This window comes from Streptomyces sp. NPDC031111 (genome assembly GCF_055570675.1).
The window spans coordinates 206288-228449 of the sequence record NZ_JBVIGS010000007.1; the positions used below are offsets into that span (position 1 = coordinate 206288).

20 protein-coding genes are annotated in these 22162 nt (G+C 70.0%); all 20 read right to left on the reverse strand.

Translation table 11 applies throughout. The features are described from left to right. Window positions 1–6 precede the first annotated feature (6 nt). Window positions 7–1599, reverse strand: a complete 1593-nt coding sequence (gene atpA, locus ACZ470_RS16875; protein ID WP_468427882.1) for a F0F1 ATP synthase subunit alpha — start codon at window positions 1597–1599, stop codon at window positions 7–9. Between the two features lie 136 nt (window positions 1600–1735). Then, window positions 1736–2551, reverse strand: coding sequence for a F0F1 ATP synthase subunit delta (locus tag ACZ470_RS16880; RefSeq protein WP_468427884.1), 816 nt, complete (start codon window positions 2549–2551; stop codon window positions 1736–1738). Then, window positions 2548–3099: a F0F1 ATP synthase subunit B gene (locus ACZ470_RS16885; RefSeq protein ID WP_468427886.1), complete on the reverse strand. Its 552-nt coding sequence runs from the start codon at window positions 3097–3099 to the stop codon at window positions 2548–2550. Before ACZ470_RS16885 ends, ACZ470_RS16880 begins: the two co-directional genes overlap by 4 nt. Before the next feature lie 42 nt (window positions 3100–3141). Continuing rightward, the gene (gene atpE / locus ACZ470_RS16890) at window positions 3142–3366 is read right to left on the reverse strand and encodes an ATP synthase F0 subunit C (protein ID WP_030860414.1); all 225 of its coding nucleotides are present in this window, start codon (window positions 3364–3366) and stop codon (window positions 3142–3144) included. Between the two features lie 76 nt (window positions 3367–3442). Further along, window positions 3443–4282, reverse strand: coding sequence for a F0F1 ATP synthase subunit A (atpB, locus tag ACZ470_RS16895; protein ID WP_468427888.1), 840 nt, complete (start codon window positions 4280–4282; stop codon window positions 3443–3445). Window positions 4283–4492: 210 nt separating this feature from the next. Beyond that, window positions 4493–4930: a hypothetical protein gene (locus ACZ470_RS16900; protein ID WP_468427889.1), complete on the reverse strand. Its 438-nt coding sequence runs from the start codon at window positions 4928–4930 to the stop codon at window positions 4493–4495. 311 nt (window positions 4931–5241) lie between these two features. Next, entirely contained in the window at window positions 5242–6573 is a 1332-nt protein-coding gene (locus ACZ470_RS16905) for an MraY family glycosyltransferase (RefSeq protein ID WP_468427890.1), read from the reverse strand. Between the two features lie 138 nt (window positions 6574–6711). Next, complete coding sequence (locus tag ACZ470_RS16910; RefSeq protein ID WP_468427891.1) at window positions 6712–7950, reverse strand: serine hydroxymethyltransferase; 1239 nt, start codon at window positions 7948–7950, stop codon at window positions 6712–6714. A 151-nt stretch (window positions 7951–8101) separates the two neighbouring features. Beyond that, window positions 8102–8782 (reverse strand): arsenate reductase/protein-tyrosine-phosphatase family protein, encoded by a 681-nt coding sequence (locus tag ACZ470_RS16915; RefSeq protein WP_468427893.1) that lies wholly within the window; start codon window positions 8780–8782, stop codon window positions 8102–8104. After that, window positions 8779–9426: an L-threonylcarbamoyladenylate synthase gene (locus ACZ470_RS16920; RefSeq protein ID WP_468427895.1), complete on the reverse strand. Its 648-nt coding sequence runs from the start codon at window positions 9424–9426 to the stop codon at window positions 8779–8781. The genes ACZ470_RS16915 and ACZ470_RS16920 overlap by 4 nt, the downstream gene beginning before the upstream one ends. A 53-nt stretch (window positions 9427–9479) precedes the next feature. Further along, entirely contained in the window at window positions 9480–10325 is an 846-nt protein-coding gene (gene prmC / locus ACZ470_RS16925) for a peptide chain release factor N(5)-glutamine methyltransferase (protein WP_468427896.1), read from the reverse strand. 27 nt (window positions 10326–10352) lie between these two features. After that, the gene (prfA, locus tag ACZ470_RS16930; protein WP_468427898.1) at window positions 10353–11420 is read right to left on the reverse strand and encodes a peptide chain release factor 1; all 1068 of its coding nucleotides are present in this window, start codon (window positions 11418–11420) and stop codon (window positions 10353–10355) included. Window positions 11421–11526: 106 nt separating this feature from the next. After that, a complete protein-coding gene (gene rpmE / locus ACZ470_RS16935) occupies window positions 11527–11748 on the reverse strand; it encodes a 50S ribosomal protein L31 (RefSeq protein WP_145867232.1) in 222 nt (73 codons plus the stop codon). Window positions 11749–11945: 197 nt separating this feature from the next. After that, the gene (locus ACZ470_RS16940; protein WP_468427901.1) at window positions 11946–13085 is read right to left on the reverse strand and encodes an LCP family protein; all 1140 of its coding nucleotides are present in this window, start codon (window positions 13083–13085) and stop codon (window positions 11946–11948) included. 328 nt (window positions 13086–13413) lie between these two features. After that, window positions 13414–15447: a transcription termination factor Rho gene (gene rho / locus ACZ470_RS16945; protein ID WP_468427903.1), complete on the reverse strand. Its 2034-nt coding sequence runs from the start codon at window positions 15445–15447 to the stop codon at window positions 13414–13416. A 420-nt stretch (window positions 15448–15867) separates the two neighbouring features. Beyond that, window positions 15868–16785 carry a homoserine kinase gene (gene thrB, locus ACZ470_RS16950; RefSeq protein ID WP_468427905.1) on the reverse strand — a complete coding sequence of 306 codons (918 nt, stop codon included), beginning with the start codon at window positions 16783–16785 and terminating at the stop codon, window positions 15868–15870. A 363-nt stretch (window positions 16786–17148) separates the two neighbouring features. Then, window positions 17149–18207, reverse strand: coding sequence for a threonine synthase (gene thrC / locus ACZ470_RS16955; RefSeq protein ID WP_468427906.1), 1059 nt, complete (start codon window positions 18205–18207; stop codon window positions 17149–17151). 6 nt (window positions 18208–18213) lie between these two features. Beyond that, window positions 18214–19506 (reverse strand): homoserine dehydrogenase, encoded by a 1293-nt coding sequence (locus tag ACZ470_RS16960; protein ID WP_468427908.1) that lies wholly within the window; start codon window positions 19504–19506, stop codon window positions 18214–18216. A gap of 182 nt (window positions 19507–19688) precedes the next feature. Further along, entirely contained in the window at window positions 19689–21080 is a 1392-nt protein-coding gene (gene lysA / locus ACZ470_RS16965) for a diaminopimelate decarboxylase (protein ID WP_468427910.1), read from the reverse strand. A 16-nt stretch (window positions 21081–21096) separates the two neighbouring features. Next, the gene (gene nrtL, locus ACZ470_RS16970) at window positions 21097–22074 is read right to left on the reverse strand and encodes an ArgS-related anticodon-binding protein NrtL (RefSeq protein ID WP_468427911.1); all 978 of its coding nucleotides are present in this window, start codon (window positions 22072–22074) and stop codon (window positions 21097–21099) included. Window positions 22075–22162 lie beyond the last annotated feature (88 nt).

The window sequence follows — 22162 nt, forward strand, 5'->3', positions numbered from 1 at the left end:
CTTACGTCACTTGGCGGCAGCGGCCGGGGCGTCCTCGCCGAGCAGCTTGCCGTCGCTCGTCTCGAACTGCTTCTTGAACGCCGCCACGGCGTCGGCGATGGCCTGGATGGTGTCGTCGGACATCTTGGCGCCCTCGCGGATGGAGGTCATGAGGCCCTGCTCGTTGCGGTGCAGGTGCTCCAGGAGCTCCTTCTCGAAGCGGCGGATGTCGGCGACCGGCACGTCGTCCATGCGGCCCGTGGTACCGGCCCAGATGGAGACGACCTGGTCCTCGGTGGCCATCGGCTCGTACTGGTTCTGCTTCAGCAGCTCGACCATGCGCTGACCGCGCTCCAGCTGCGCCTTCGACGCGGCGTCCAGGTCGGAACCGAAGGCGGCGAACGCCTCCAGCTCACGGAACTGGGCGAGGTCCACGCGCAGACGGCCGGAGACCTGGCGCATCGCCTTGTGCTGAGCGGAACCACCGACTCGGGAGACGGAGATACCGACGTTCAGCGCGGGGCGCTGACCGGCGTTGAACAGGTCCGACTCCAGGAAGCACTGGCCGTCGGTGATGGAGATGACGTTGGTCGGGATGAACGCCGACACGTCGTTGGCCTTGGTCTCGACGATCGGCAGACCGGTCATCGAGCCCGCGCCCATGTCGTCGGAGAGCTTGGCGCAGCGCTCCAGCAGACGGGAGTGCAGGTAGAAGACGTCACCCGGGTAGGCCTCACGGCCCGGCGGGCGGCGCAGCAGCAGGGAGACGGCGCGGTAGGCGTCGGCCTGCTTCGACAGGTCGTCGAAGATGATCAGGACGTGCTTGCCCTCGTACATCCACTGCTGGCCGATGGCCGAGCCGGTGTACGGCGCCAGGTACTTGAAGCCGGCCGGGTCGGACGCCGGGGCGGCGACGATGGTCGTGTACTCCAGCGCGCCGTTCTCCTCCAGCGCGCGGCGGACCGACGCGATGGTGGAGCCCTTCTGGCCGATGGCGACGTAGATGCAGCGGACCTGCTTCTTCGGGTCGCCGGAGCGCCAGTTGTCGCGCTGGTTGATGATCGTGTCGACGGCCAGGGCGGTCTTGCCGGTCTGGCGGTCGCCGATGATCAGCTGGCGCTGACCACGGCCGATCGGGGTCATGGCGTCGACGGCCTTGTAGCCCGTCTCCATCGGCTCGTGCACCGACTTGCGCTGCATGACCGTGGGGGCCTGCAGTTCGAGGGCGCGGCGGCCCTCGGTCTCGATCTCGCCGAGGCCGTCGATCGGGTTGCCGAGCGGGTCGACCACGCGGCCGAGGTAGCCCTCGCCCACGGCGACGGACAGCACCTCGCCGGTACGGGTGACCGGCTGGCCCTCCTCGATGCCGCTGAACTCACCGAGGACAATGGCACCGATCTCGCGCTCCTCGAGGTTGAGGGCGAGGCCGAGGGTGCCGTCCTCGAACTTCAGCAGCTCGTTGGCCATGGCCGAGGGAAGACCCTCGACCTTGGCGATGCCGTCGCCGGCAAGGGTGACCGTACCGACCTCCTCGCGCGAGGCCGCGTCCGGCTTGTACGACTGGACAAAGTTCTCCAGCGCGTCCCGGATCTCCTCCGGCCGGATCGTGAGCTCCGCCATCTGAGTTCCCTGCTCTCCTTGTTGGGCCCGAAGTTTCACTTGGGGGGTATGGGGACTCCCCCCAATATGAGGTGAATCCTCTGCACGGCCCAACCAGGGCCGTAAGTACGTACTGCTATGAAGAAGTGTGTGCTGCTCAGCTCGCCAGCCGGCGGCTCGCGTCCTCGAGCCGGTCCGCGAGGGAGCCGTTGATGACCTCGTCACCGACCTGCACCCGGATCCCGCCGACGACCTCGGGGTCGACGTCGAGGTTGAGGTGCATCCGGCGGCCGTAGAGCTTCGCGAGGGCGTTGCCCAGGCGCTGCTTCTGCTGGTCGCTCAGCGGCACCGCGGAGGTGACGACGGCCACCATGCGGTCGCGACGCTCGGCGGCGAGCTTGGACAGGGACTCGAGTCCCGACTCCAGGCTACGTCCCCGCGGCGCGGTCACAAGACGCGTCACCAGACGCTCGGTGGCCGCGTTCGCCCTGCCCCCGAGCAGGCTGCGCAGCAGCTCGCTCTTGGAGGAGGCGGGGGCGCTCCGGTTGGTCAGCGCGGCGCGCAGCTCGGTGTCGGAGGAGACGATCCGGCCGAACCGGAACAGCTCGTCCTCGACGTCGTCGAGCGCGCCGGCCTTCTGGGCGGCGGTGAGGTCGGCGACGTTCGCCAGCTCCTCCAGCGCGTCCACCAGGTCGCGCGACTGCGACCAGCGGGAACGCACCATGCCGGACACCAGATCCGCGGTCGGACCGCCGACCTGCGAGCCGAGCAGGCGCCGGGCCAGGTCGGCCTTGGCCTCACCGGCCTGCGCCGGGTCGGTGAGGACCCGACGCAGCGACACCTCGCGGTCGAGCAGCGCGGTGACGGCGGCCAGCTCGTCGGCGAGCACGGCCGCGTCCACGGACGTGGAGTCCGTCAGCGCGTCGAGACGCTCACGTGCGGCTGCCAGGGCCTCGCGGCTCGCTCCGTTCATCGCGCGGCCTCGGCCTTCTGGTCGAGCTCGTCGAGGAAGCGGTCGATCACGCGGCTCTGCCGGGCGTGGTCCTCGAGGGACTCGCCGACGAGCTTGCCGGCCAGGTCGGTGGCGAGCTTGCCGACGTCCTGGCGCAGCGCGGACGCGGCGGCCTTGCGGTCGGCCTCGATCTGCGCGTGACCGGCGGCGATGATTTCCTCACGCTGCCGCTGGCCTTCCGCACGCATCTCGGCGATGAGCGCGGCGCCCTGCTCCTGCGCCTCCTGGCGCAGTCGCGCGGCCTCGTGCCGGGCCTCGGCGAGCTGGGCCTTGTACTGCTCAAGGACGCTCTGGGCCTCGGTCTGCGCGGCCTCGGCCTTCTCGATACCGCCCTCGATGGCCTCGCGACGCTCTTCCAGGACCTTGTTGATGGTCGGGAGGAGCTTCTTGGCGAGGAAGCCGAAGACGATGACGAAGGCGATGAGGCCGATGACAACTTCCGGCCACGGCGGGATGAGGGGATTCTCCTTCTCACCCTCAGCCGCCAGGATAACCAGGGCGGAGTTCACATCAGTGCCTTTCGTCGAAAGGGTCGGTCGTCAGCGCTCGTCTTAGTAGACGAACGGCATGACGAGACCGATCAGGGCGAGCGCCTCACAGAAGGCGAAGCCCAGGATCTGGTTGGCGCGGATCAGGCCGGCGGCCTCGGGCTGGCGGGCGAGAGCCTGGGTGCCGTTACCGAAGATGATGCCAACGCCGACGCCGGGACCGATCGCGGCGAGACCGTAACCGATGGAACCGAGGTTGCCGTCGACAGCAGCGAGCATCTGGGACATGGCCAGTTCTTCCTTCTCTTTACGGACCGGTGGGGGTTGGCCACCGGACGACTATGGGGGTGGGAACCTGGTGCGCTCAGTGGTGCTCGGCGAGCGCGCCCTGGATGTACGTGCAGGTCAGCAGGACGAAGACGTATGCCTGCACGGCCTGGATGAAGAGCTCGAAGAGCGTCATCACGATGACCATGCTGAACGACACGGCGGAGTAGGCGATGCCGATGCCGTTGAGCATGTACCAGGTGGCGATCGTGAAGAGCAGCAGCAGGGTGTGACCCGCGAACATGTTCGCGAAGAGCCGCACGGCGTGCGTGAAGGGGCGGACCAGCAGGTTCGAGAAGAACTCGATGGTCATCGACAGAGGCAGGACCGCGCCGAGCGACTTGTCGTAGCCGGTGACGTTCTTGAAGAAGCCGACGAAACCGTGCCGCTTGAAGGTCAGGGAGACCCAGGTGATGTAGACGATCAGCGCCAGGACCATCGGGTAGGCGATGATCGACGTCACCGGGAACGCGGCGACGGGGATGATCGACCAGAGGTTCATCATCCAGACGAAGAAGAACAGGGAGACGGCGAGCGGGACGTACTTCTCGCCCTCGCGCTTGCCGAGCGTCTGGTACACGATGCCGGTGCGGACGAAGTCGTAGCCGGCCTCGGCGACCATCTGGAGCTTGCCCGGGACGAGCTTCGGCTTGGCGAACGCGGCCCAGAAGAAGCCCACCACGATGATGGAACCGAGCAGCGCGAGCAGCATCGGCTTGTTGAAGTACAGGCCGTTGCCGTCTGCGTCGCCCCAGAGCGGCTCGAAGAGGAACGAGTGCAGGCCCGGAGCCGGGAAGCCACAACCGTCGAACAGGTGGCAGTCGGTCTCGAAGGCGAGCACCTGCGTCGGGTCAGCACTCACCGCGGGCTCCTTCATCGTGGCGCATAGGTACGGCAACCTCGTTGTGTCGGCGCGGCAGCGGGCCGCGGTTCGGCACGGGACTGGTGTTACGGATGTGGGGGCGGCTGGGGGGCATCTCGCCTCGCGATTGAGCAGGCGTCAGCTCGGATGCCCGCGCCCGCGATGCCGCAGTTGGCACCGGACGATAGCAGGAGTTCCCAAGCCTCTTTATCCCGGCCCTACCCCTCACGACGAGTGCCCCGAGTTTCCGGGCCTCTGGCCCGTCGTCGACTCGGGTTCGACGTAGAGGATCTTGGACTTCATGTGCGCCCGCGTCTGGGCGGCGATCCACACGAGCGTGGTGCCGACCAGGGTGAGGGCGAAGGCCTTGGGGTGGAACAGCGTGGTGTCCCGGAACAGGGCGACGAAGATGAACAGCAGCAGGATCTGTGCCGCGTACAGCATCAGTCCCATGGCCTGGAACAGGTGCGGAAGCGACCTGGCGGTGCGCTGCAGTACATAGAGACCGATCCCCATGAAGAGGACCACCACGGCGGTCGCGACGAGCGCCCCGATCGCACCCTTGCCACCCGCGACCACCGCGCTGACGACGGCGGCGACCGCGCCGGCGGCAGCCGTGGGCACGGCGGCCTGGGCCAGGATCCGGACGTCATTGGACGGCATGGCGGCAACTCCGCTTTCACAGGGGGCAGGGTGTCGTCATGGACGAGCGTAGACCCCCGGGCCGAGTGTGAATTCCTCGCACCGGTGAACCGTCGCACTGCGGTCCTTCGGCTCTATCCGGGGTTCTCGTGAACGGTATCACAAACTATTTGATGCAGTCTTTACCTGCCGGGTGTGCTGGCCGTCACACATGAGAGTGAATCTGCGCGTCTGAGCGCGAACGCGGCCGCTTTGTCTGATATTGGGGCGCTTCGTACCCCCAACATCGCCCCATCGGGGCACCACGACTTGGCAATGCTCTAGTCGGATTCTTACCTTGACCGTGATCGGTCGGCGAGCGGTGCGCGGGAGCCTACGGCCGTCGCGCCGTTGACGCCGGAGACACCGGCGGGGACCGGCGCACGGTGGTCGGACGCTTCCCCGGGGACGCCCGCCGCCTCGGGTTCCGAGGCGTCCGCGGCGGCCGCCAGGGCCCGGCGGCGACGGTACCGCGGCGGCACGACGGCCTCCGCCCAGCGCGGGGCGCGCGGGGTGAAGCGGGGCAGCAGAAGCAGGATGAGGCCGATCGTCGAGAGGATGACGACGCTCAGCACGATCCACATCGACGCCGAGTTCACCGAGTACGTCAGCGCGCCGAAGGCGATCAGCGCCGACCAGAAGTACATGATCAGCACCGCCCGGCTGTGCGAGTGGCCGATCTCCAGCAGCCGGTGGTGCAGATGCCCCCGGTCCGCCGCGAACGGGGACTGACCGCGCCAGGTGCGCCGCACGATCGCCAGGATCAGGTCGGCGGCCGGCACCGCGATGATGGTCAGCGGCAGCAGCAGCGGGATGTACACCGGCACCGTCTGGTGCACGGCCTCCTTCTCCGAACCGGCGAACAGCTTCAGCGCGTCCGGGTCGACCTGCCCGGTCACGGAGATCGCCCCGGCCGCCAGCACCAGGCCGATGAGCATCGAGCCGGAGTCGCCCATGAAGATCCGCGCGGGGTGCATGTTGTGCGGCAGGAAGCCCAGGCACATGCCCATCAGGATCGCCGAGAACAGCGTCGCCGGGGCGGCCGCCTCGATGCCGTACGAGTACCAGATGCGGTAGGCGTACAGGAAGAACGCCGCCGCCGCGATGCACACCATGCCGGCCGCGAGACCGTCCAGACCGTCCACGAAGTTGACCGCGTTGATGGTGATGACCACCAGGGCGACCGTGAGCAGCGTCCCCTGCCACTGGGTCAGCGCGACCGAGCCGACGCCCGGGATCGGCAGCCACAGGATCGTCAGACCCTGCATGACCATCACACCGGCGGCGATCATCTGGCCGCCCAGCTTGATCAGCGCGTCGATCTCGAACTTGTCGTCCAGCACACCGATCAGCCAGATCAGCGCCGCCCCGGAGAGCAGCGCCCGCGGCTCGTTGGACTTCTCGAAGAGCTGGTTGAGATTGGTGAGGTGGTCGGCGACCAGCAGACCCGCGCACAGGCCGAAGAACATCGCGATCCCGCCGAGCCGCGGAGTGGGTTCCCGGTGCACGTCACGCGCCCGGATCTCCGGCATCGCCCCTGCCACGATCGCGAATTTCCGTACCGGCCCTGTCAGCAGGTACGTCACCGCGGCCGTGATGCAGAGCGTCAGCAGGTATTCACGCACGGGCTTCCCCACAGGTCTCGCTGGCCATCACAGCCCCACACCCTAGCGAGGCACGCATATGAGTGGGGACTTCCGGGTAGCGACGATGGTTGCACGTGTGGCTGTGCATCCGGTGCGCCTACCCCGAACCGGACCCGCTCAGCGGGGGTACGGCGGAAACGCCGCGGCCAGCTCCCGTACGTCCTCCCGGGCACGGGCGGGCTCCGTGCCGCCCCGCAGGACGCTCGCCAGCAGGCCCGCGACGACCGTCATCTCCCGCGCCCCCATGCCCTGGGTGGTCACCGCCGCCGTGCCCAGGCGCAGTCCGCGGTCGTTGTCGTGCGGCAGGGCGCAGCAGTCCAGGACCAGACCGGCCGCCGCGAGCCGGCCGCGCGCGGCCCGTCCGTCGACGCCGAGCGGCGCCGGGTCGACGGTGACCAGATGGGTGTCCGTGCCGCCGGTGGTGACGATCAGTCCCTCGGCGGCCAGAGCGGCGGCGAGCGCCCGCGCGTTGGCGACCACCTGGTGCGCGTACGCGGCGAACGCCGGTGTCGCCGCCTCGCCGAACGCGACCGCCTTGGCCGCGATGGTGTTCATCTGGGCGCCGCCCTGGCTGAAGGGGAACACGGCACGGTCGACCCGCTCGGCCAGCTCGCCGCCGCAGAGGATCATCCCGCCGCGCGGGCCCCGCAGCACCTTGTGCGTCGTCGCGCACACGATGTCCGCGTACGGCACCGGACTGGGCGCCACTCCCCCGGCGACGAGCCCGATGGGGTGCGCGGCGTCGGCGATCAGATACGCGCCCACCTCGTCGGCGACCTCGCGGAAGAAGGCGTGGTCGATGTGGCGGGGGTAGGCGGTGGAGCCGCACACGATCGCCTTGGGCCGGTGGCTGCGGGCAAGCGTCCGCACCTGCTCGTGATCGATGAGCCCGGACTCGGCGTCGACCCCGTAGCCGACGAAGTCGAACCAGCGGCCGGAGAAGTTGGCCGGCGAGCCATGGGTGAGGTGACCGCCGTACGGCAGGCCGAGGGCGAGCACCGTGTCGCCGGGGCGCAGCAGGGCGGCGTACGCGGCGAGCACGGCGGAGGAGCCCGAATGCGCCTGCACGTTGGCGTGTTCGGCGCCGAACAGCGCGGTGGCCCGCTCCACGGCTAGACGCTCGGCGACGTCGACGACCTCGCAGCCACCGTGGTGCCGGTTGCCGGGGTAGCCCTCGGCGTACTTGTTGGCCAGCGGCGAGCCGAGGGCGGCCAGCACGGCGGGCGACATGAAGTTCTCGGCGGCGATCAGCTGGAGCGTGCTCGACTGCCGCTCCCGCTCCCCGAGCAGCACATCGGCCACCTCAGGATCCATCCGCCGCACAACATCGACCTCAAGGGCATGGCTGAGCGTCATCACGGACTCCCGGACGTCGACACTGACGTACGCCCAATGTAGGCCGCGGCAGCCCATACGTCGCTGTGGGCAGTCGTTCCGCAGGGCGGAACGGGTGGGCACAGCGGAACACCGCCGGAGGCCCCGCAAACCCACCCCCGCAGCAGCCCACCTAGGCGGCCCGAGCAGGCACCCCGGTCAGCGCCGTCACCACAGGATCCAGCGCCTGGTGTATCTCGTCCCCGATCGACCGAAAGAACGTCAACGGCGCCCCGTACGGGTCGTACACCTCATCCGCCTCGGCCGTCGGCGCCAACAGCCACCCGCGCAGAGCCGCAGCCGCACGCACCAGCGCCCGGGCACGCATGACCAACCCCTCGTCCAGGGGCGGCAGAGTCGCAGGGTCGATCGCGTTCACCAGCCGCGTGAACTCCTTCAACGTGAAGGTCCGCAACCCCGCCGAATGCCCCATGGAAATGACCTGCGCCCGATGATCCCGCGTAGCGGTCAGCACCAGATCCGCCCGGATCACGTGATCATCCAGCAGCTCCCGCCCCACGAACCCGGACGCGTCCGCCCCGAACTCCGCCAGCACGGTCTCCGCGTGGGCCTCCATCGGCGCACCCTCGTGCCCCCACGTCCCCGCGCTCTCCACGATCAGCCCACCCCCCAGGATCCCCAGCCGCTGGCTCACGAAATGCCGGGTCAACCGCTCGGTGATCGGCGAGCGGCACACGTTTCCGGTGCTGACGTGGAGGATGCGAAAGGTGTCGCGCGGAAAGCCGAAGGTCGTCGTCACCTCCGCGCTGGATTCCCCGTTGCGTATGCCACGCCCCGCCTCAGGGGCCGTCAATTCGCCACCTCGAGGTCTGGTACGACCTTGCGCAGCTCGTCCGCCGAGATCGCCCCCGCCCGCAGCAGCACGGGCACGGGCCGCGTGACGTCAACGATCGAGGACGGCACGTTGCCGGGCGTCGGACCGCCGTCCAGGTACACGGAGACGGAGTCCCCGAGCATCTCCTGCGCGGCGTCGCAGTCCTCGGGCGCCGGGTGTCCGGTCAGGTTCGCCGACGACACGGCCATGGGCCCGACCTCGGTGAGCAGCTCGATGGCGACCGGGTGCAGCGGCATCCGCACGGCCACCGTGCCCCGGGTGTCCCCGAGGTCCCACTGGAGGGACGGCTGGTGCTTGGCGACCAGCGTCAGCGCGCCCGGCCAGAACGCGTCGACGAGCTCCCAGGCCAGCTCGGAGAAGTCGGTGACCAGGCCGTGCAGGGTGTTCGGCGAGCCGATGAGGACGGGCGAGGGCATGTTGCGGCCGCGGCCCTTGGCCTCCAGCAGGTCGCCGACGGCCTCCGAGGTGAACGCGTCCGCGCCGATGCCGTACACCGTGTCCGTCGGCAGCACCACGAGCTCGCCCCGGCGGACGGCGGACGCGGCCTCACGCAGACCGGTCGCGCGGTCGGTCGCGTCGTTGGTGTCGTATCGCCGAGCCATCTAGCGGGCCTCCTCGTACGGGTGCTGCTGGGGGGTTGGAGTGTGCGGGGTGCTCACGGCAACGCCTTGCGGGCGGTGGCGAACCGCGGGCGGTTGTTCAGATCGGGGTGGTCGGCGGCGTCGGTCCAGCCGCGGTCCTCGGCGAAGATCCACGGCACCTGGCCGCCCTGGGTGTCGGCGTGCTCGACCACGACCACCCCGCCGGGGCGCAGCAGCCGGTGCGCGGTGCGCTCCAGACCGCGGATCAGGTCGAGTCCGTCCTCACCGGAGAACAGCGCCAGGTCGGGGTCGTAGTCGCGGGCCTCCGGGGCGACGTACTCCCACTCGGTGAGCGGGATGTACGGCGGGTTGGAGACGACCAGGTCGACCTGGCCGTCGAGGTCCGGGAAGGCCGTCAGGGCGTCTCCCTGGCGCAGCTCGACCCTGGACCCCTCCATGTTCTTCCGCGTCCACTGGAGGGCGTCCTCGGACAGCTCCACGGCGTACACGCGGGAGCGCGGCACCTCCTGGGCGAGGGCGAGCGCGATGGCACCCGATCCGGTGCACAGGTCGACGATGCAGGGCTCCACGACGTCCATCGCGCGGACGGCGTCTATCGCCCACCCGACGACCGACTCGGTCTCGGGACGCGGCACGAAGACCCCGGGGCCGACCTGGAGCTCCAGGTAGCGGAAGTACGCGCGCCCGGTGATGTGCTGGAGCGGTTCGCGGGCCTCACGGCGCGCGATGACCTCCCAGTACCGGGCGTCGAAGTCGGAGTCCTTCACCGCGTGCAGCTCGCCGCGCTTGACGCCGTGCACGAACGCGGCGAGCTCCTCCGCGTCGGTGCGCGGCGAGGGCACGCCGGCGTCGGCGAGCCGCTGGGTGGCCTGGGCCACCTCGGCGAGCAGCAGATTCACGCTGGTCCTCCGAACTGTCTACGGGGGTTACGCGGCGGCGAGCTTGGCGGCGGAGTCCGCGTCGACACAGGCCTGGATCACCGCGGCGAGGTCGCCGTCCAGGACCTGGTCCAGGTTGTACGCCTTGAAGCCGACGCGGTGGTCCGAGATGCGGTTCTCCGGGAAGTTGTACGTACGGATCTTCTCGGAGCGGTCGACGGTGCGGACCTGGCTGCGACGGGCGTCCGCGGCCTCCCTCTCCGCCTCCTCCTGTGCCATGGCGAGCAGCCTGGAGCGCAGGATACGCAGTGCCTGCTCCTTGTTCTGCAGCTGGCTCTTCTCGTTCTGGCAGGAGGCGACGACTCCGGTCGGGAGGTGCGTGATGCGCACGGCGGAGTCGGTGGTGTTGACGGACTGCCCGCCGGGCCCGGAGGACCGGTAGACGTCGATGCGCAGGTCGTTCGGGTTGATCTCGACGTCGACCTCCTCCGCCTCGGGGGTCACCAGGACACCCGCCGCGGAGGTGTGGATACGGCCCTGGGACTCGGTGGCCGGCACCCGCTGCACACGGTGCACGCCGCCCTCGTACTTCAGCCGGGCCCACACGCCCTGGCCGGGCTCGATCTGCCCGCGGGCCTTCACGGCGACCTGGACGTCCTTGTAGCCGCCCAGCTCGGACTCGGTGGCGTCGATGATCTCGGTCTTCCAGCCGACCCGCTCGGCGTACCGCAGGTACATGCGCAGCAGGTCGCCGGCGAACAGGGCGGACTCGTCGCCGCCCGCGCCCGCCTTGATCTCGAGGATGACGTCCTTGTCGTCGCTGGGGTCGCGCGGGACGAGGAGCAGGCGGAGCTTCTCGGTGAGCTCCTCGCGCTGCTGCTCCAGATCCTTGACCTCGGCGGCGAAGTCGGGGTCGTCGGCGGCCAGTTCGCGCGCGGTCTCGATGTCGTCGCCCGTCTGCTTCCAGGAGCGGTACGTGGCGACGATCGGGGTGAGCTCGGCGTAGCGCTTGTTCAGCTTGCGCGCGTTGGCCTGGTCGGCGTGGACCGACGGATCGGCGAGCTTCTTCTCCAGGTCGGCGTGCTCGGCGACGAGTTCCTCGACGGCCTCGAACATCTTGGGCTCCTGCTGGTACGTGGGTGAAGGGGCGGGCGACCAAAAACGCCGGTCCCGGCCTGCCCCCGGGCGGGGGCGCGGCCGTGGACCGGCGAAATGGGGCTCGCTACTTCTTGGAGCCGGCGGCCTTGCCGAAGCGGGCCTCGAAGCGGGCCACACGGCCACCGGTGTCGAGGATCTTCTGCTTGCCCGTGTAGAACGGGTGGCACTCGGAGCAGACCTCGGCGCGGATGGCGCCGGAGGAGATCGTGCTGCGGGTGGTGAACGACGCGCCGCAGGTGCAGCTGACCTGCGTCTCGACGTACTCGGGGTGGATGTCGCGCTTCAAGGTGTCTCCTAGGTTCGGGAGGGCGCCGGGTCGCCGCCGCGGGGTGCGGGAGCGTGAACCGGAGCCGACGTACCAGTCTGCCAGGACTGGGGCCTTCTCCCAAAACCGGGGGTTGCCGTTGTTTGTTCCCTGCGGGCCGGGTGGGGGCTGGTCGCGCCCACGCGGCGGAGCCGCATATCGATACGGCCCCGCGCCCCTTACGGGGCGTTCACCACGCCCCTCGCTTCACCGGTGGCCGTGTCGTCGGTGGCGCCCTCCGGGATCTGCCGGTCGTTCTTCAAGGCTTCCCACACCTGCTCGGCCTTGTTCTTCTCGACCAGGACGCGGTTGGCGTCGGCCGGGTCGTACTGGACCGGCATGGTGACCATGTGCATGTTGGTGGGGCCGATGCCCTTGAGGCCGGTCGCGAAGGACATCAGGGAGTTGACCGAGCCGAGGTCGGAGTCGGTGGTGACGGTCTTGGTGGCGGTGTCGGCGAGGTTGTAGAGCCTCTTCGGGCTGGTGAGGACGCCGACCTCGTCGACCTGCCGCACCAGGGCCTTGATGAACGCCTGCTGGAGCTGGATGCGTCCGAGGTCGGAGCCGTCGCCGACGCCGTGCCGGGTGCGGACCAGGCCGAGGGCCTGTTCGCCGTCGAGGCGGTGGGTGCCGGCCTTCAGGTCGAGGTGGCTGTCGGGGTCCTCGATGTCCTCGGTGGTGGTGACCTCGACGCCGCCGAGCTCGTCGATCAGCTTCTGAAAGCCGCTGAAGTCGACCTCCAGGTAGTGGTCCATGCGCAGGTCGGTGATCGACTCGACGGTCTTCACCGCGCAGGCCGCCCCGCCCGTGGAGTAGGCGGAGTTGAACATCACGCCGCTCGCGGCGGGGTGGGTGCCGCCCTCGGTGTCGGTGCACTCGGGGCGGTCGATGAGGGTGTCGCGCGGTATGGAGACGACGCTCGCCTTCTTGTGGCCCTCGTGGACGTGCACGACCATCGCGGTGTCGGAGCGGGCGCTTCCGTCGTCGGTGCCGCCGCCGAGGTCCTTGTTGCCGCCGGCGCGGGTGTCGGAGCCGAGGACCAGGATGTTCTCGGAGCCGTTGTCCGCCTTCTCGGGCCGGTCGGTGCCCAGGGCCTGGTCGATGTCGAGGCTCTCGATGTTGCCGTTGAGCTTGAAGTACAGGTATCCGGCGCCGGTGCCGCCGAGGACGACGACGGCGGCGGCGGTCCAGGCCGCGACCTTCAGGCCCTTGTGGCGTGTGTCACGCGGTTTGCGGCGGCGCCCCTTGCCCCGGTTGCGCGGACCCGTCGTACCGGGCTCCGCGGGTATCCCGGGGCCCGGTGTGCTCTCGGCAGACATGTGCTCCTCAGCTCATCTACGGTCGGTTACCCCCTGCACTCGGCGCCAGACATGCCGCGAACGGCCCGTATGACCCCATCGTCCCGCCGTCCGATGGGACGGCGAAACCCGGCACAGGGTTGCACGGCGTCCTGTGCCGGGCCTGTGGACGACGGAGCGTGCGGCGTCCGGGCCGGGGGCGGCGCAAACCTCTCTGACCTGCGGTTTCGCCGGGGTTCGGCGTACGGGTCGGCCGCGGTGCCCGTCGTCGTACTTGTGGCGAAGCTCTCGCGGCACGCGAAAGGGCCGCTTCCTCGCGGAAGCGGCCCTTTCGGCGGAAGGCGGGACGTCAGTCGCCGTTGCCCGGCGTCGGCGTCGTCTTCTGGATCTGCATCAGGAACTCGGCGTTCGACTTGGTCTGCTTCATCTTGTCGAGAAGCAGCTCGACCGCCTGCTGCTGGTCGAGGGCGTGCAGCACTCGGCGCAGCTTCCAGACGATGCCCAGCTCCTCGGCACCGAGCAGGATCTCTTCCTTACGGGTGCCGGACGCGTCGACGTCCACCGCCGGGAAGATGCGCTTGTCGGCGAGCTTCCGGTCGAGCTTGAGCTCCGCGTTGCCGGTGCCCTTGAACTCCTCGAAGATGACCTCGTCCATGCGGGACCCGGTGTCCACCAGGGCGGTGGCGAGGATGGTCAGCGAGCCGCCGTCCTCGATGTTGCGGGCCGCACCGAAGAAGCGCTTCGGCGGGTAGAGGGCGGTCGAGTCGACACCACCGGACAGGATGCGGCCGGAGGCCGGGGCGGCGAGGTTGTACGCACGGCCCAGACGCGTGATCGAGTCGAGCAGCACGACGACGTCGTGACCCAGCTCCACCAGGCGCTTGGCGCGCTCGATGGCGAGCTCGGCGACCGTGGTGTGGTCCTCGGCCGGGCGGTCGAAGGTCGAGGAGATGACCTCGCCCTTCACCGACCGCTGCATGTCGGTGACCTCTTCCGGACGCTCGTCGACGAGGACGACCATCAGGTGGCACTCGGGGTTGTTGTGGGTGATCGCGTTGGCGATCGCCTGCATGATCATGGTCTTGCCGGTCTTCGGCGGGGCCACGATCAGACCGCGCTGGCCCTTACCGATCGGCGACACGAGGTCGATGATCCGGGTGGTGAGGACACCAGGGTCCGTCTCCAGGCGGAGGCGGTCCTGCGGGTACAGCGGGGTCAGCTTGTTGAACTCCGGGCGGCCGCGGCCGTGTTCGGGCGCCATGCCGTTGACGGAGTCCAGGCGGACCAGCGCGTTGAACTTCTCGCGGCGCTCGCCCTCCTTGGGCTGGCGCACGGCGCCGGTGAGGTGGTCGCCCTTGCGCAGGCCGTTCTTGCGGACCTGGGCGAGGGAGACGTACACGTCGTTCGGACCGGGCAGGTAGCCGGAGGTCCGGATGAAGGCGTAGTTGTCGAGGATGTCCAGGATGCCCGCGACCGGGATCAGGACGTCGTCCTCGGCGATCTGCGGCTCGGACGCGATCTCGTCGCGGCCGCGGCGGCCACGGCGGTCGCGGTAACGGCCGCGACGGCCACGGCGGCCGCCTCCGTCGTCGTCGTAACCGTCGTCCTGACGGCCGCCGCCACCCTGCTGGCTCTGCTGACGGCCCTGGCCGCCACCCTGGCTCTGCTGCTGGTCGTCGCCCTTGCCGCGACGGTCGCCGCGGTCGCCACGGTCACCGCGCTCGCCACGGTCACGGTCGCGGCCGCGCTCACGGCGGTCGCGGCGGCGGCCCTCGCCGCCCTCGTGGTCGGACTTGGCGTCGCCCTGCTGCTGGGCGGGGGCCTCGGTCTTGGTCTCGGCCTTCGCCTCGGCGGCGATCGTCTCGGTCGCGGCGGCGGCCGGGGCGCCGGCCTCGGCCGTGGCGCGACGGCGACGGCGCTCGGCGGGAGCGGGGGCCTCCTCGGCCTGCTCCGGCTGACCGGCGGCCTTCGGGGAGGGCTGGCCCGGGATCTCGATCTGCTGCTGGGCCGCGGCCTTCTCGGCGGGGGCCTGCTCGTCCTTGGCGTCGGCCTTCTTCTCGGCGGCCTCGCCCGTACGGGTCCGGGAGGTCGCGCGACGCTTGGGCTTGGTCTCGGGGGCGGACTCGGCCTTGGCCGGGGCGGAGCCTCCGGCGGCCTGCGCCTCCTTGATGACCTCGATCAGCTGGCTCTTGCGCATACGCGCGGTGCCCCTGATTCCGAGGCCGGATGCGACCTGCTGAAGCTCGGCCAGCACCATGCCCTCGAGGCCGGTACCGCGGCGCCGCCGGGAGCCGGCACCGGTGGCAGGCGCGGAAGCGTCCGTGGCGGGCGCGGCAGCGGTCTCCTCGACACGTGCGCCCATCAGATCGGTGGTGTCGCTCACGAAGGGTCCTTCCCTGGAGCGGACGTCGGCCTGTCTGGCTCGGCGACCGGTTGTGCTGTCCGGCATCGGTCCTTGCTGTGCGAACCGTGCCGGGGCGGTTGTCCGCCTGAGCGGCGGAAGAGATATCTGGTGATGGCGCTTCCTCGAGCCGTGGCATCCAGTGTCACGTGGCGTGGTCGCACCGGTTCCGGAGCTCCCCCAGAGGGGGTACCCCCACCGTCGAGCCGTTCAGTGTCCGCGTGCGACGTACTGCCCGCGTACGTAGCAGAGAACACAGTGCGGCTTGGGGGGCTCCCGGAAGAATGTCTGTCCCGGACGGGGACACGAGGCACCTCGCCATGGTGGGGTCGGGTGCAGACTTGAGGTTAACACTACCGGATCCAACAAACATTCCCCCTCTCCAAATCCGGCAACCGTGTGTCAGGTGGCGAGCGGAAGCACGCTCGCGCCCTGTACATCGAGACCGAGCCGGTTCGCGGCCCAGTCGGTGCCGGCCAGTGCTTCGACCTTGTCGGCCGTGTCCGCGTCCGCCAGCGCCATGACCGTGGGTCCGGCGCCGGAGATCACCGCGGGGATCCCGTCCCCCCGCAGCCGCTCCACCAGGGCGGCGCTCTCGGGCATGGCCGGGGCGCGGTACTCCTGGTGCAGTCGGTCCTCGGTGGCGGGCAGCAGCAGCTCGGGGCGCCTGGTCAGGGCCTCGACGAGCAGGGCCGCACGGCCCGCGTTGGTGGCGGCGTCGACATGGGGAACGGTGCGCGGCAGCAGGCCGCGCGCGGTCTCGGTGAGAACCGGCTTCCCGGGCACGAAAACCACCGGAACGATGGAATCGGCGGGGTCCATCCTGATCGCCCGGGCCGCGCCGCCCTCCATCCAGGACAGGGTGAAACCGCCCAGCAGACAGGCCGCGACGTTGTCGGGGTGGCCCTCGATCTCGGTGGCGAGTTCGAGCAGCGCGGTGTCGTCGAGCTTGGCCTCGGCGCCTATGGTCACGGCGCGGGCGGCGACGATCCCGGCGCAGATGGCGGCCGAGGAGGAGCCCAGACCGCGGCCGTGCGGGATGCGGTTGGCGCAGACGATCTCGAGGCCGCGAGGCTGTCCGCCGAGCAGGTCGAAGGCGGTGCGCAGGGAACGTACGAGCAGATGACTCTCGTCGCGCGGGAGGGTCTCGCCGCCCTCGCCGGCGATGTCGATGTGCAGCCCGGAGTCGGCCACCCGGACGACGACGTCGTCGTAGAGCCCCAGCGCGAGGCCGAGGGCGTCGAAGCCCGGGCCGAGGTTGGCGCTGGTGGCGGGGACGCGCACCCGGACGGCGGCGGCGCGGAACGCGGGACCGGCCATCGCTCGAAGACTCTCCTTGAGCTGCGTGACTGTCGAATGACACCCGACGGACACTCGAGTGGCACTCGATGGACATTCGAGGGCGTACGAAACCCCTGGGATCGCCGCCGACCGGGGTGGCCGGCCGCTTTCCGGGCCGTCCCGGGCCACTGTCCGGACCACGGGGACGACGCGATACCGCGGCATATGCGGCGGGCGGGTTCAGTACAGCCTATCGAAGGAAGGTTCAGTGGCGACATAGGGCGCACAGGAGGCGCACGATGCGTGTCGCAAGCCCCCTGTGCACCCCCCGTAGGGAACTTCCCCAGGTGAGCGCGCCCTTACGCCCGTTTTGCGGACGAAGTCGCGGATCGCGTGCCGGTACTAGACCAGGCCCAGCCGCTCGGCGGCGGTCGCGGCGTCGACGGGGACGGTGACCGGCTGCGGGGCACCGGCGACGGCCCAGTCCGGGTCCTTCAGGCCGTTGCCGGTGACGGTGCACACGATCCTCTGGCCCGGGTCGACCTTGCCCTGCTCGGCGGCCTTCAGCAGACCGGCGACCGACGCGGCGGACGCGGGCTCGACGAAGACGCCCTCACCCGAGGCCAACAGCCGGTAGGCGCGCAGAATCTCACGGTCCGTCACCTCGTCGATGGCGCCGCCGGACTCGTCCCGCGCGGCGAGCGCGAACTGCCACGACGCCGGGTTGCCGATCCGGATGGCGGTGGCGATCGTCGACGGGTCCTTGACGACCTCGCCGCGCACGATGGGCGCGCTGCCGGAGGCCTGGAAACCCCACATGCGCGGCGTCCGCGTGGCGACACCGTCGGCGGCGTACTCCTTGTACCCCTTCCAGTACGCGGTGATGTTGCCCGCGTTGCCCACCGGCAGGACGTGGATGTCGGGCGCGTCGCCCAGCATGTCCACGATCTCGAAGGCGGCCGTCTTCTGGCCTTCTATCCGTACCGGATTGACCGAATTGACCAGCGCCACCGGGTAGTTGTCGCTCAGGGCGCGGGCCAGCGTGAGGCAGTCGTCGAAGTTGCCGTCGACCTGGAGGATCTTCGCCCCGTGGACCAGCGCCTGGCCCATCTTGCCGAGCGCGATCTTGCCCTGCGGCACGAGAACGGCGGACACCATCCCGGCGCGCACACCGTACGCGGCGGCGGAGGCGGAGGTGTTGCCGGTGGAGGCGCAGATGACGGCCTTGGCACCCTCCTCCTTCGCCTTGGAGATCGCCATGGTCATGCCGCGGTCCTTGAAGGACCCGGTCGGGTTCGCGCCCTCGACCTTGAGGTGCACCTCGCAGCCCGTGCGCTCGGAGAGCACCTGCGCGGGCACGAGCGGCGTGCCGCCCTCACGGAGCGTCACAACCGGTGTGGTGTCGGATACCGGCAGCCGGTCCCGGTACTCCTCGATGATTCCGCGCCACTGGTGGGTCATTGCTGGTTACTCTCCTTCAACCCGCATGATGCTGGCGACACCGCGCACGGTGTCGAGCTTGCGCAACGCCTCGACGGTGCCGCCGAGGGCCGCGTCGGACGCACGGTGAGTGACGACGACGAGGGAGGCCTCACCGTCCTTGCCCTGCTGACGAACCGTGTCGATCGAGACACCGTGCTCGGCGAACACGGTCGCGACCTGAGCGAGAACACCCGGTTTGTCGGCCACGTCGAGGCTGATGTGGTACCGCGTGACGACCTCGCCCATGGACGAGACGGGCAGCGCGGCATACGCGGACTCACCGGGCCCGGTCGTCCCGCTGATCCGGTTCCGCCCCACGGCGACGAGGTCGCCGAGCACGGCGGAAGCGGTGGGCGCGCCGCCCGCGCCCGGCCCGTAGAACATCAGCTGCCCGGAGGCGTCCGACTCGACGAACACGGCGTTGTAGGCGCCGCGCACGGAGGCGAGCGGGTGGCTGAGCGGAATCATCGCCGGGTGCACCCGCGCGGTGACCGACGCGCCGTCCTCGGCCCGCTCGCAGATGGCGAGCAGCTTGATGGTGCAGCCCATCTCCCTGGCGGAGGCGAAGTCGGCGGCGGTGACCTCGGTCATGCCCTCGCGGTAGACGTCGTCGAGGCGCACGCGGGTGTGGAAGGCGATCCCGGCGAGGATGGCGGCCTTGGCGGCCGCGTCGAAGCCCTCGACGTCGGCGGTCGGGTCGGCCTCGGCGTACCCGAGCGCGGTGGCCTCGTCGAGCGCCTCCTGGTAGCCGGCGCCGGTGGAGTCCATCTTGTCGAGGATGAAGTTGGTGGTGCCGTTGACGATGCCGAGCACCCGGTTGACCTTGTCACCGGCGAGGGACTCGCGCAGCGGGCGGATCAGCGGGATGGCCCCGGCGACGGCGGCCTCGTAGTAGAGGTCCTTGCCCTGCTCGTCGGCGGCGGCGTGCAGCGCGGCGCCGTCCTGGGCGAGCAGCGCCTTGTTCGCGGAGACGACGGACGCGCCGTGCTCGAAGGCGGTGGTGATGAGCGTACGGGCGGGTTCGATCCCGCCGATGACCTCCACGACGATGTCGAGGTCGCCCCGTTTGACGAGCGCGGTGGCGTCGGTGGTGACCAGGGCCGGGTCGATGCCCTCACGCACCTTGTCGGGCCGCCGTACGGCCACGCCGGCGAGCTCCACCGGGGCCCCGATCCGGGCGGCGAGGTCGTCGGCGTGCGTCGTCATGATGCGCGCCACCTCTGAGCCGACGACTCCACAGCCCAGCAGCGCCACCTTCAGCGGACGCGTACGCATCATCCGACCTCGATTCCTGATTACCGTCTCGGTTGCACCAGTCTCACTCACCGGACGGGGCTTTCTTTCCCTGGTCCGGATCGTGAGACATCTATTTCATTTTCATGACCGGAAAGACAGAAGATCTTCCGCCATCCGATCACGATTTTTGTAGCCACTCATCCGACATACGGCGTTGCAGCCACTCATCCGACATCGAGCCGCAGGAGGTCATCCTCCGTCTCCCGCCGGACGATCACGCGCGCCTCGCCGTCCCTGACGGCGACGACGGGCGGACGCAGTACATGGTTGTAGTTGCTGGCCATCGACCGGCAGTACGCCCCCGTCGCCGGTACGGCGATGAGGTCACCCGGTGCCAGGTCCCCCGGCAGGAAGGCGTCCTTCACCACGATGTCACCGCTCTCGCAGTGCTTGCCGACGACCCGGCACAGCATCGGCTCGGCGTCGGAGACCCGGGAGGCGAGGGCCACGCTGTACTCGGCGTCGTACAGCGCGGTACGGATGTTGTCCGACATCCCGCCGTCCACGGAGACGTACGTCCGCAGCCCTTCGAGCGGCTTCACGGTGCCGACCTCGTACAGCGTGAAGGCGGTGGGCCCGACGATGGCGCGCCCCGGCTCCACGGAGATCCGGGGGGTCGTCAGCCGCGCGGCGTCGCACTCCCGGGTGACGATCTCGGTGAGCGCCTTGGCGATCTCGTGCGGCTCGCGCGGGTCGTCGTCACTCGTGTACGCGATCCCGAGTCCGCCCCCGAGATCGATCTCGGGCAGCTCGATTCCGTGCTCGTCACGAATGTCCTTGAGCAGCCCGACCACCCGGTGCGCGGCCACCTCGAACCCCGACATGTCGAAGATCTGCGACCCGATGTGCGAGTGGATCCCGATGAGCTCCAGCCCGTCCAGCTGCAACGCCCGCCGCACGGCCTCCGCCGCCTGCCCGCCGGCCAGCGGGATCCCGAACTTCTGGTCCTCGTGCGCGGTGGCGATGAACTCGTGCGTGTGCGCCTCGACACCCACGGTGATACGAATCTGCACCCGCTGCCGCCTGCCCAGCTCCCGGGCGATGTGCGCGACGCGGACGATCTCCTGGAACGAGTCGAGAACGATCCGCCCGACCCCGGCCTCGACGGCCCGCCGGATCTCCGCCACGGACTTGTTGTTGCCGTGGAAGGCGATGCGCTCGACGGGCATCCCGGCGGCGAGCGCGGTGGCCAGCTCCCCACCGGAACACACGTCGAGATTCAGCCCCTCCTCGTGCAGCCACCGCACGACGGCACGGGACAGGAACGCCTTGCCGGCGTAGAACACGTCGGCGTCGCTTCCGAAGGCGGTACGCCAGGCCCGCGCCCGGGCCCGGAAGTCGTCCTCGTCGAGGAAGTAGGCGGGGGTGCCGAACTCCTCGGCGAGCCGCTTGACGTCGATCCCGCCGACGGTGAGCACGCCGTCCGTGTCACGGGTGACCGTGTGGGCCCACACCTTGGAGTCGAGCGCGTTGAGGTCGGCGGGCGGTGCGGAGTAGTGCCCCTCGGGGAGGACGTCGGCGTGACGGGGCCCGGCGGGGTGTGCGGAACGGCTCATTTCTTCGCGTGCTCTCTCAGAGATGGTCGGGTGCGTCGATGCCGAGCAGGGACAGGCCGCCGGCCAGCACCGTCCCGGCGGCGACGGCAAGCGCCAGCCGGGCACGGTGGGCGGCCGAGGGTTTCTCCTCACCGAGGGGCAGCACGGTGGACAGCAGGGGCAGCACGGCATCCGCGACGGAGACGAGATGCCGGGCGAGCCGATCGGGCGCGTGATGGGCGGCGGCGGCCGCGAGGACACGGGGGTGGTCGGCGAGGACCTGGAGCAGCGACTGGGCGCCGTCCACGGCACCGGGCTCGGGACCGAATCCGAGGTCGGCGGCATTACGCAGAAGCGCCCGGGTGCGGGCATGGGCGTACCGAACCCGGAACAGCGGATTGCTCTCACGCTGCACGAGATGCTCGTCGCCGATCCGGGGCCGGTCGTGCGGCGCGGGATGGAGCAGGGCCCAGCGGGCGGCGTCGGGCCCGAGGGAGAAGGGGTCGGCGGGCGCGGGCACCGGCTGAACCACCGTGCCCTGGTGTTCGTCGATGCGTACGTCGGCACCCTGCGAGCGCAGGATCCGCACGAGCGCCTCGACCTGAACGACGGCACGCACCTCACGCGGCGCACGCAGCAGGACGGTCTGCCCGTTCAGGGAGTCAGCGTGCCCATACCCGGAACCGCGCCGCAGGATCTCGCGGACAAGCGCGACGGGCGCGACACCCTCAAGGCTGATGTTGATGAACCCGGGCCCGGTGACGACGACGTCACTGATGCCCCCGCTACGAAGCAGACGCATCCGCAGAATCTCGGCGACCCGCTGGGCCGACTGCCCGGCCGGCCGGGCGAGCTGAAGGGCGACATTGGTCGCATAGTCCCCGCACCCTCCGGGCCCGGGAGGAGCGACGAGCACCCGCTCGGGCAGGGCCGCCACCGCCACACTCAGCTCCCCCTCGTCGACGGCACGACGCACCGCGTGCAGCACGGTGCGGGAGAGCTCGACGGGGGTCACGGGACAAGCGTATGGGAGGAAGGGGGTGGGTAGGCGAACGGGTTTGAACGCGTTCCTGAGATCTGGACGACACCACGGTGCGGTTGTC

Excerpts from the sequence above, each read along its gene's own strand:
- atpB (WP_468427888.1), bottom strand. The coding sequence starts at position 4,282 with ATGAAGGAGCCCGCGGTGAGTGCTGACCCGACGCAGGTGCTCGCCTTC.
- atpE (WP_030860414.1), bottom strand. The coding sequence starts at position 3,366 with ATGTCCCAGATGCTCGCTGCTGTCGACGGCAACCTCGGTTCCATCGGT.
- atpA (WP_468427882.1), bottom strand. The coding sequence starts at position 1,599 with ATGGCGGAGCTCACGATCCGGCCGGAGGAGATCCGGGACGCGCTGGAG.
- thrB (WP_468427905.1), bottom strand. The coding sequence starts at position 16,785 with ATGGCCGGTCCCGCGTTCCGCGCCGCCGCCGTCCGGGTGCGCGTCCCC.
- ACZ470_RS16940 (WP_468427901.1), bottom strand. The coding sequence starts at position 13,085 with ATGTCTGCCGAGAGCACACCGGGCCCCGGGATACCCGCGGAGCCCGGT.
- ACZ470_RS16900 (WP_468427889.1), bottom strand. The coding sequence starts at position 4,930 with ATGCCGTCCAATGACGTCCGGATCCTGGCCCAGGCCGCCGTGCCCACG.
- ACZ470_RS16960 (WP_468427908.1), bottom strand. The coding sequence starts at position 19,506 with ATGATGCGTACGCGTCCGCTGAAGGTGGCGCTGCTGGGCTGTGGAGTC.
- thrC (WP_468427906.1), bottom strand. The coding sequence starts at position 18,207 with ATGACCCACCAGTGGCGCGGAATCATCGAGGAGTACCGGGACCGGCTG.
- ACZ470_RS16920 (WP_468427895.1), bottom strand. The coding sequence starts at position 9,426 with ATGGCTCGGCGATACGACACCAACGACGCGACCGACCGCGCGACCGGT.
- ACZ470_RS16880 (WP_468427884.1), bottom strand. The coding sequence starts at position 2,551 with ATGAACGGAGCGAGCCGCGAGGCCCTGGCAGCCGCACGTGAGCGTCTC.
- ACZ470_RS16910 (WP_468427891.1), bottom strand. The coding sequence starts at position 7,950 with ATGACGCTCAGCCATGCCCTTGAGGTCGATGTTGTGCGGCGGATGGAT.
- prfA (WP_468427898.1), bottom strand. The coding sequence starts at position 11,420 with ATGTTCGAGGCCGTCGAGGAACTCGTCGCCGAGCACGCCGACCTGGAG.
- lysA (WP_468427910.1), bottom strand. The coding sequence starts at position 21,080 with ATGAGCCGTTCCGCACACCCCGCCGGGCCCCGTCACGCCGACGTCCTC.